Consider the following 1,221-nt stretch of genomic DNA (forward strand, 5'->3'; position numbering starts at 1 on the left):
GGAACGGCGCGCCGTTCCAGGGCTGGGAGCTGCCGCCTGCGCTGGCACGACTGCGGCGCAAGCTTGGCGTCGGTGACGATGCCGACCGGCGGTTCGTGCGGGTGCTGGCCGCGGTGCTCGACGACGGACTCGAGGCGGTGGAAGCGGCCGTGCGCGAAGCATTGCTGGCCGGCGTCGCCAGCGACGACGTCATCGTCAACATCCTGGCCCGCCGGCGCGAACCGCCGCGACCGCTGACTATTGTCACGCCAGAAGATCTGGCGCTGCGCCATCCGCCCCGCGCCGACTGCAACCGCTATGACAGCCTGCGAGGCCTCCATGCAGCGGCATGAGATGATGACGGCCATGACCGAGTTGGGGCTGAAGGGCATGGCTGGCGCTTTCGACGAGGCGGTCACTACCGGTCTCCAGCGCAAGCGCACGACCATGGAGGTCCTGACCGACCTGCTGCGTGCCGAGGCGACGCACCGCCATGCAGCCTCGGTCCGTTACCGGATGTCGGCCGCCAGGTTGCCCGCGGTGAAGGACCTCGACGCCTTCGTCTTCGGCGACACTCCCATCAACGAGGGACTGGTGCGCTCGCTGTACAGCGGCTCGTTTCTTCCGGGCCGACGCAACGTCGTGCTGGTCGGTGGAACGGGTACCGGCAAGACGCATCTCGCCACCGCCATCACCGCCAATGTGGTACGAGCCGGCGCCCGCGGACGCTACTTCAACACAGTGGACCTGGTGAACCGACTCGAGGAGGAAACGCGCCTTGGCAAGGCCGGCACGCTGGCGGCCCAGCTCTCGCGCCTCGACCTCGTGGTGCTCGACGAGCTTGGCTACCTGCCGTTTGCACGCTCGGGCGGTCAAATGCTCTTCCACCTCGTCAGCAAGCTCTACGAGCAGACCTCCGTCATCGTCACCACGAACCTCGCCTTTGGCGAGTGGCCGACCGTCTTTGGCGACCCCAAGATGACCACCGCACTGCTCGACCGTATTACCCACCATTGCGACATCGTCGAAACCGGCAACGACAGCTGGCGCTTCAAACATCGAAGCTGACGCCCAGGACCACCGGCAGAGAACGCTTCGCGCTGGTTGCGCCTCCGGTCGGGCTACGCCCGCCCTACGCCGCAACCAGCGCGAACGGTGCACCCGTCATACCCGTAACGCTGCTCGACGAAGGGGGTCCCTTTTGGACGCCGATAGGGGGTCCTTTTTGGACGCCGATTGACA

Annotated in this window: 1 protein-coding gene and 1 pseudogene; both read left to right on the forward strand. The window is 66.6% G+C overall.

Features of this window, described 5'->3' with window-relative positions:
* Nucleotides 1–332: pseudogene (locus CA237_RS19435) on the forward strand (IS21 family transposase); the annotation flags it as partial.
* Nucleotides 319–1,047, forward strand: coding sequence for an IS21-like element helper ATPase IstB (gene istB, locus CA237_RS19440; RefSeq protein WP_066691143.1), 729 nt, complete (start codon nucleotides 319–321; stop codon nucleotides 1,045–1,047). The pseudogene CA237_RS19435 and the gene istB, both read left to right, overlap by 14 nt.
* The last annotated feature ends 174 nt before the right edge of the window (nucleotides 1,048–1,221 follow it).

It is taken from the genome of Sphingomonas sp. ABOLH, from assembly GCF_003951715.1.
Classification (GTDB): Bacteria; Pseudomonadota; Alphaproteobacteria; order Sphingomonadales; family Sphingomonadaceae; genus Sphingomonas; species Sphingomonas hankookensis_A.

Excerpts from the sequence above, each read along its gene's own strand:
- istB (WP_066691143.1), top strand. The coding sequence starts at position 319 with ATGCAGCGGCATGAGATGATGACGGCCATGACCGAGTTGGGGCTGAAG.